The 7,579-nt window shown below is 67.1% G+C and carries 7 protein-coding genes; 5 read left to right on the top strand and 2 right to left on the bottom strand.

The features are described 5' to 3' along the window. Positions 1 to 8: 8 nt before the first annotated feature. A complete protein-coding gene (locus VDQ18_RS09285) occupies positions 9 to 1,088 on the bottom strand; it encodes an anhydro-N-acetylmuramic acid kinase (RefSeq protein ID WP_323020660.1) in 1,080 nt (359 codons plus the stop codon). Between the two features lie 61 nt (positions 1,089 to 1,149). On the opposite strand from VDQ18_RS09285, the gene tyrS reads away from it, so the two are divergent. Continuing rightward, positions 1,150 to 2,400: a tyrosine--tRNA ligase gene (gene tyrS, locus VDQ18_RS09280; protein ID WP_323020659.1), complete on the top strand. Its 1,251-nt coding sequence runs from the start codon at positions 1,150 to 1,152 to the stop codon at positions 2,398 to 2,400. A 191-nt stretch (positions 2,401 to 2,591) separates the two neighbouring features. Here the strand turns inward: tyrS and VDQ18_RS09275 are convergent, their stop codons facing one another. Next, a complete protein-coding gene (locus tag VDQ18_RS09275) occupies positions 2,592 to 3,572 on the bottom strand; it encodes a GlxA family transcriptional regulator (RefSeq protein WP_323020658.1) in 981 nt (326 codons plus the stop codon). Positions 3,573 to 3,641: 69 nt separating this feature from the next. Here VDQ18_RS09275 and VDQ18_RS09270 point away from each other — a divergent pair, with 69 nt between their 5' ends. The 4 genes from VDQ18_RS09270 to VDQ18_RS09255 are packed head-to-tail and all read left to right on the top strand — an operon-like array spanning position 3,642 to position 7,504. Beyond that, a complete protein-coding gene (locus VDQ18_RS09270; RefSeq protein ID WP_323020657.1) occupies positions 3,642 to 4,550 on the top strand; it encodes a 3-keto-5-aminohexanoate cleavage protein in 909 nt (302 codons plus the stop codon). Then, complete coding sequence (locus VDQ18_RS09265; protein ID WP_323020656.1) at positions 4,547 to 4,861, top strand: hypothetical protein; 315 nt, start codon at positions 4,547 to 4,549, stop codon at positions 4,859 to 4,861. The genes VDQ18_RS09270 and VDQ18_RS09265 overlap by 4 nt, the downstream gene beginning before the upstream one ends. 13 nt (positions 4,862 to 4,874) lie before the next feature. Further along, on the top strand, positions 4,875 to 6,341 hold the full coding sequence (locus tag VDQ18_RS09260; protein ID WP_323020655.1) for a carnitine 3-dehydrogenase: 1,467 nt from the start codon (positions 4,875 to 4,877) through the stop codon (positions 6,339 to 6,341). After that, complete coding sequence (locus VDQ18_RS09255; protein ID WP_323020654.1) at positions 6,341 to 7,504, top strand: acyl-CoA dehydrogenase family protein; 1,164 nt, start codon at positions 6,341 to 6,343, stop codon at positions 7,502 to 7,504. Before VDQ18_RS09260 ends, VDQ18_RS09255 begins: the two co-directional genes overlap by 1 nt. Positions 7,505 to 7,579 lie beyond the last annotated feature (75 nt).

Here is a 7,579-nt window from a genome sequence, read left to right as displayed (position 1 = left end):
CTCCCCCTTCAGGGCTGGCTGAGCGTGCCGCCCCCGACGGGCGCCGCCACGCCGGTGGTTCCTGGCGCCGAGGTCGGCAACCCCCTCGCCACCCGCGCCGCGAGATAAGCGAAGGCCTGAGCCTCGATCATGTCGCCGTCGAGCCCTGCGGCCTCGACCGGCTCGACCGGGCAGTCGCAGCCTGCCGAGACCATCGCCATCAGCGTCGCATTGTGCCGCCCACCGCCGCAGACCAGGACCCGCGTCGGCGCCTCGGGGAAATGCTCGAAAGCCAGCGCCACGCCCGCCGCGACGCCCGCCGCCAGCGTCGCCAAGGCGTCCTCGGGCCCCAACTCCGCGACATCGGGCATCGGCGCCGCCCGGTCCAGCGATTTGGGCGGGATGCGGCGGAAGAAGGGATGGGCGATGAAGGCTTCGAGCCGCGCCTCGTTCGGGACGCCTCGGGCCGCGCGGTCGCCGTTCTCGTCCCGCGCGCAGCCCAGATGCGTGGCGCAATAATCGTCCATCGGCGCATTGCCCGGCCCGCAGTCGAAGGCGAGGCAGGCGTGTTCCGGCGCCGGGATCCGCGGATCGCACCAGGTCACATTGGCCACGCCGCCGATGTTGAGAAACACCACCGGCGCCTCCAGTCCCAGATAGCGGGCCAGCGCGTGGTGATAGAAGGGCGCGAGCGGCGCGCCCTGCCCACCCAGCCGCACATCGGTCGAGCGGAAATCCCAGACCACCGGCCAACCCAGCGCCTCGGCCAGGATCTGCCCGGATCCCGCCTGATGCGTGCCCCGCCCGCCGGGCTCATGCGCCAGCGTCTGGCCGTGATAGCCGACCAGTTCCACCGGCTCGAACCCGGCCAGCAGTTCGGCATGGGCGAGGTCGACCACCTCGGCCGCGGCCTCGGCCCGGGATTCGCCCGGCCAGGCCCCCAGCGCGGCGCGCAGGACGGCGCGTTCCTCGGGCGTATAGGGCCGATAGGCGCTCTCGCCGAAGCCCTGGATCTCCTGCCCGTCGGTCATCAGCACCGCCGCATCGACCCCGTCCAGCGAGGTCCCCGACATCGTGCCCAGCACCCGCATCACGCCGCCCTTCAACATGGCTTTCCCTTTGCCCGGCCTTCGGTCTATAGACAGCCCGACCGTCCAAAGGACAAGCGAAATGACGTTCCAACCGAAATCCGACTTCCTGCGCATCATCATCGAGCGCGGCTTCCTCGCCGATTGCACCGACCTTCAAGGTCTGGACGAGGCGCTGCTGAAGGGTGTGGTTCCGGCCTATATCGGCTATGACGCGACGGCGAAATCGCTGCATGTCGGGCATCTGCTGAACATCATGCTGCTGCGCTGGTTCCAGAAGACCGGGAACAAGCCGATCACCCTGATGGGCGGCGGCACCACCAAGGTGGGCGATCCCTCGTTCCGCTCCGAGGAGCGCCCGCTGCTGACGCCCGAGGCGATCGACGGCAATATCGAGAGCATGAAGCAGGTCTTCGCCAAATACCTCACCTATGGCGAGGGCGCGGGCGATGCGATCATGCGCAACAATGCCGAATGGCTGGACGGGCTGAACTATCTGGAATTCCTGCGCGACATCGGGCGGCATTTCAGCGTCAACCGCATGCTGTCGTTTGAATCGGTGAAGTCGCGGATTGATCGCGAGCAGTCGCTGAGCTTCCTCGAATTCAACTACATGATCCTGCAAGCCTATGACTTCCTTGAGCTTCGGCGCCGTTATGGCTGTCTGTTGCAGATGGGCGGCTCGGATCAATGGGGCAACATCGTCAACGGAATCGACCTGACCCGCCGGGTGATCGACGAGCAGATCTTCGGCCTGACGACGCCTTTGTTGACCACCTCGGACGGCCGCAAGATGGGCAAATCGCAGGGCGGTGCGGTCTGGCTGAACGGCGATATGCTCAGCCCCTACGAATTCTGGCAGTTCTGGCGCAACACCACGGATGCCGATGTCGGCCGGTTCCTGAAGCTCTATACCGAGCTGCCGGTCGAGGAATGCAACCGTCTGGGCGCGCTGGAAGGGTCCGAGATCAACGCGGCCAAGGTGATCCTCGCCAATGAGGTGACGACGCTCTGCCATGGGGCCGAGGCGGCGGCCGCGGCCGAGGCGACGGCGCGGGCGGTCTTCGAGCAGGGCGGCCTGGGCGAGGAGCTGCCGCGGGTGGTGCTGGAGGCGGCCGAGGCCGCCGAGGGTGTCTCCATCGTGCAGCTTTTCGTCCGTGCAGGGCTGGCCAAATCGGGCAAGGACGCCAAGCGGCTGATCGCCGAAGGTGGCGCGCGGCTCAACGACGAGGCGCTGAGCGATTCCGGGTTGGTGATCAGGGCCGAGGATCTGTCCTCGCCCCTGAAACTGACCGCCGGGCGCAAGCGGCACGCGCTGGTGGCGCTGGATTGAACGTCAGGCATTTTAATGCCTGACGATAGATGACTCCGGTAAGCGCATAATAGTAAACTACTATTGTCCTGACGACAGGTCGACCGGCTGAGTTATCCTCAGCCCCAGGCTCTCCCTCGGGAAACCGGTCCTGTTCCCGCCGCACTGCAGCGCAAGTGCGGCAGGAATAGAGCCATTCATACGTCAGACATTCATGCGGCCGGTTTTCCGCTCCGCAACGCCCTCGGCGCGTGGCCAAACCGGCGCCGGAAGGCGCGGGAGAAGCTCGACCTGTCGGCAAAGCCGCAGCGGAGGGCGATCTCCTGGATCGGATGGGCGGTATCGGCCATCATCCGCCGCGCCGCCTGCAGGCGCAGTTCCAGATAGGCCGCCCCCGGCCCCTGCCCCAGCCCCTCGCGGAACAGCTGCTCCAATCGCCGCAGGCCGATCCCCTGCGCCCCGGCGACGACGGCCAGATCCAGCGGTTCGTCGAGATGCTGGCTCATCAGCGTCAGAGCCGCCGAAAGCCGCGGGTCGCGCGCGCCGGGCAGAAGCCCCGGGCGCTGCGGCCGCGCCCCATCGGCGCGCGTCTCGTAGAGGAAGGAATCGGCGACCCGACCCGCCACACCCGCCCCGCAGCGGCTGCCGATCAGATGCAGCATCAGATCGGCGGCGGGCACGGCGCCGCCCGCGGTGAAGCGGTTGCGCGAGATGACGAACCGGTCGGGCACCACGTCGATGGCCGGAAAGGCGGCGGCGAAATCCTCCAGATCCTCCCAATGGACCGTCGCCCGGTGCCCGTCCAGCAGCCCCGCCCGCGCCAGCACCCAGGGCCCGGCATCGACCCCGCCGATGGCCCGGAACCGCCCCGCCATCCGCCGCAGGCCCGCCAGCAGGCTGCGCGTCGCCACCTCCGCCTGCGAATAGCCCGCGACGCAGATCAGCACCTCCGCCCCCTCGGCCGCGGCCAATCCGCCCGAGGACGGCAACTCGATCCCGCAGGTCAGCGGCACCGCCCCGCCCTCGGGCGAGACCACGCGCCAGCGAAACCCCTCGCGCCCCAGATGCCGGTTCGCCGCGCGCAACGGATCCAGCACCGAAGCGACCTCCAGGATCGAGGCGCGCGGCAGGACCAGGACCGCGATATCCAGGGGCTGCGGTGTGGGGGTGAAAACGCTTTCGGAAACGGCCATGTTTCTTTCGTAATCCGCCAACTTCGACGCCGCAAGCCTGCTAGGCTGGTCCCAGAACGGGAGAGAACCATGCCTTTGACCATGAATCGCGAGGTCTTCATCACCTGTGCCGTGACCGGCTCGGGCGGGACCCAGGACCGCAGCCCGCATGTGCCGCGCAGCCCGGCGCAGATCGCCGAAAGCGCCATCGACGCCGCCAAGGCAGGCGCCGCCGTGGTCCATTGCCACGTCCGTGACCCCGAAACCGGCGCCCCATCACGCGACCCCGCGCTCTATCGCGAGGTGACGGAACGGATCCGCGATTCGGGCACCGATGTCGTCCTGAACCTGACGGCCGGGATGGGCGGCGACCTGCTGTTCGACGGGACCGAGGCGATGAACCGCATGTCGCAGAAATCCGACATGGCGGGCGCGGCCGAGCGCGTGGCGCATGTCGTCGACTGCCGGCCCGAGATCTGCACCCTCGACTGCGGCACGATGAACTTCGCCGAGGCCGATTACGTCATGGTCAACACCCCCGGCATGTTGAGGGACATGGCGGCGCGGATGACCGACTCGGGCGTGCAGATCGAGATCGAGGCCTTCGACACCGGCCACCTGTGGTTCGCCAAGCAGCTGGTGGCCGAGGGGATCATCAAGGACCCGGTGCTGGTGCAGCTCTGCATGGGCGTGCCCTGGGGCGCTCCGGACGATCTGAACACCTTCCTGGCCATGGTCAACAACGTGCCCGCCGATTGGCATTGGTCGGCCTTCGCGCTGGGGCGCCACCAGATGCCCTATGTCGCGGCCTCGGTCCTGGCCGGGGGCAATGTGCGCGTCGGGCTGGAGGACAATTTGTGGCTCGACAAGGGCGTCCTGGCGACCAACGCGCAACTGGTTGAAAAGGCAGTCGGAGTCATCGAAGGCCTGGGCGCGCGGGTGATCACGCCGGCCGAGGTCCGCACGCGGCTGAAGCTGGAAAAGCGGGCGCCGCTGTGAAACGCGCTCTCGCCCTGATCCTGCTGCTGGCGGCCTGCACGCCCGGCGAGGAAACCGATCAAGGGGGCCTCGACGCCGCTGCCCGCAGCCAGTGCATCGCCGCGGGCGGCGAGGTCCGGCGTGGCGGACGGCTGGGCCTTGAGTTCTGCGCCGAACGCTCGCCGCAGGCCGGTCAGGCCTGCAGCCGCGCCTCCGACTGCTCCTCGTGGTGCGACGCGTTGAGCCGCACCTGTGCCCCCTATAACGATCCCTTCGGCTGCCGTTCCTTCCTCGACGAGGCGGGCCAGCCGGTCGAGATCTGCGTCGACTGACCGGAGTTCATCCATGACCACCAATCGCAAGGCCGCCATCATCGGCGGGGGTGTCATCGGCGGCGGCTGGGCCGCCCGCTTCCTGCTCTCGGGCTGGGACGTGGCGGTCTATGACCCCGACCTTGAAGCCCCCCGCAAGGTGGGCGAGGTGCTGGCTAATGCCCGCGCCGCGCTGCCCGCGCTGGCCGATGTGCCGATGCCCCCCGAGGGGCGTCTGACCTTCGCCGACAGCGTGCACGACGCCGTGGAAGGCGCTGAGTATATTCAGGAATCCGTCTCGGAACGGCTGGACCTGAAGCACCGCGTCTATGCCCAGATCCAGCAATCGGCGCCGGGTGCCTTGCTGGGTTCGTCAACCTCGGGCTTCAAACCCTCGGAATTGCAGGAGAATGCCGCGAACCCGGCGACGATCTTCGTCGCGCATCCGTTCAACCCGGTCTACCTGCTGCCGCTGGCAGAGGTTGTGCCATCGCCGAAGAACGATCCCGAGGCGATTGAAAAGGCAAAGGAAATCCTGCGCGAGGTCGGGATGTTCCCGCTCCATGTCAGGAAGGAAATCGACGCCCATATCGCCGACCGCTTCCTGGAAGCCGTCTGGCGCGAGGCACTCTGGCTGGTGAAGGACGGCATCGCGACGACCGAGGAAATCGACGAGGCGATCCGCATGGGCTTCGGGCTCAGGTGGGGCCAGATGGGCCTCTTCGAGACCTATCGCGTTGCCGGTGGCGAGGCGGGCATGAAGCATTTCATGGCGCAATTCGGCCCCTGCCTGCAATGGCCCTGGACCAAGCTCACCGATGTGCCGGAATTCACCGATGAGCTGGTCGACCTGATCGCCGGGCAATCGGACGCGCAATCGGGTCACCACTCGATCCGGGAACTCGAACGCATCCGCGACCGCAACCTCGTGGGCTTCCTGCGCGTGCTGAAGGAACGCAACTGGGGGGCAGGCAAGGTGCTGCTCGACCACGACGAACGGCGCAGGATGGGCAATATTGCCCATCCTACCGCCACCGGCGCACCGATGGTGCTGGCGCATATGCAGGTCCTACCGGGCTGGATCGACTACAACGGCCACATGACCGAAAGCCGCTATCTCTTTGCTTCGTCAGAGACTTGCGACGCGTTCCTGCGTCATATCGGCGCCGGGATGGAGTATGTCGCCGCGGGTCACAGCTATTACACCGCCGAGAGCCACATCATGCATGCGGGCGAGGCGAAGCTGGGCGACCGGTTGACCGGCTCGGTGCAGGTGCTGGGCGCCGATGAGAAGCGGCTGCATCTGTTCATCCGCATCGAACGGGAGGGCACGCTCGTCGCCTCGATCGAGCAAATGCTGCTGCATGTCGACATGAAGGCCGGCAGATCCTGCCCCGCCGCGCCCGAAGTGCTGGCGCGCCTGATGCCCATCGCCGAGGCGCATCAGGCCCTGCCGCGCCCCGATACCGCCGGTCGTCACGTCGGGCAGGGGAAAAGCTGATGCATTTCGGATTGTCAGACGAACAGCGGATGATCGTCGAGACCACCCGCGCCTTCGTCGAAACCGAGCTTTATCCGCATGAGGCGCTGGTCGAGCGCACCGGCCATCTGCCGATGGAGCTGATCCGCGAGTTGCAGAAAAAGGCCATGGAGGCAGGGCTTTACGCGGCGAACATGCCGGAAGAGCTGGGCGGCGCGGGGCTCGATACCCTGTCGTGGCTGCTTTGTGAGCGCGAACTCGGCCGGGCCAATTACGCGCTGCACTGGACCTGCGTGGCGCGGCCGTCGAACATCCTGCTGGCCGGGACGCCTGCGCAGCGCGAGAAGTACCTGATGCCCTGCATCCGGGGCGAGACCTGGGATTGCCTTGCCATGACCGAGCCCGGCGCGGGATCCGATCTGCGCGGGATGCAGGCATCAGCCCGGCCGGACGGCGCCGACTGGATCCTGAACGGCACCAAGCATTTCATCAGCCATGCCGATGTCGCGGGCTTCACCATCGCCTTCATGGCGACCGGCGAGGAGGACACGCCGCGCGGCAAGAAGAAGCGCATCACCGCCTTCTTCGTCGACAAGGGCACCAGGGGTTTCACCGTCCGCGACGGCTATCGCAACGTCTCGCACCGGGGCTACACCAATTCGGTGCTGGAATTCGACGATTGCCGGATCCCGGCCGAGAACATTCTGGGCGAGGTTCACAAGGGTTTCGAGGTGGCGAACGACTGGCTGGGCGCGACCCGGTTGCAGGTGGCCTCCACGTCGATCGGGCGGGCGCATCGGGCGCTGGAGCATGCGCTGTCCTATGCCGCCGAAAGGAAGCAATTCGGCCAGCAGATCGGCAAGTTCCAGGGGGTCAGCTTCAAACTGGCCGATATGGCGCTGGAGCTGAAGGCGGCGGAACTGCTGACCTTCGAGGCGGCGTGGAAGTTTGACGAGGGCAGCGTGACCGACGGCGACATGGCCATGGCCAAGCTGAAGGCGACCGAGGCGCTGGCGATGATCGCCGACGAGGCGATCCAGATCCATGGCGGCATGGGGCTAATGGACGAGCTGCCGCTGGAACGCATCTGGCGTGACGCGCGGGTCGAGCGGATTTGGGAGGGCACCTCCGAGATCCAGCGGCATATCATCTCCCGGGAATTGCTGCGCTCGGTCGGCGGTTGACCAAGGCGGGGGGCTACTCGCCCCCCGCACCCCCTCGCCAAAGGGGGCACGCCCCCTTTGGAAACCCGTGGATAT

It is taken from the genome of Pararhodobacter sp., assembly GCF_034676075.1.
In the GTDB taxonomy this organism is placed as follows: Bacteria; Pseudomonadota; Alphaproteobacteria; order Rhodobacterales; family Rhodobacteraceae; genus Pararhodobacter.
The sequence above is the reverse complement of the archived record's forward strand: the minus strand, read 5'-3'. Positions and strand labels throughout refer to the sequence as shown.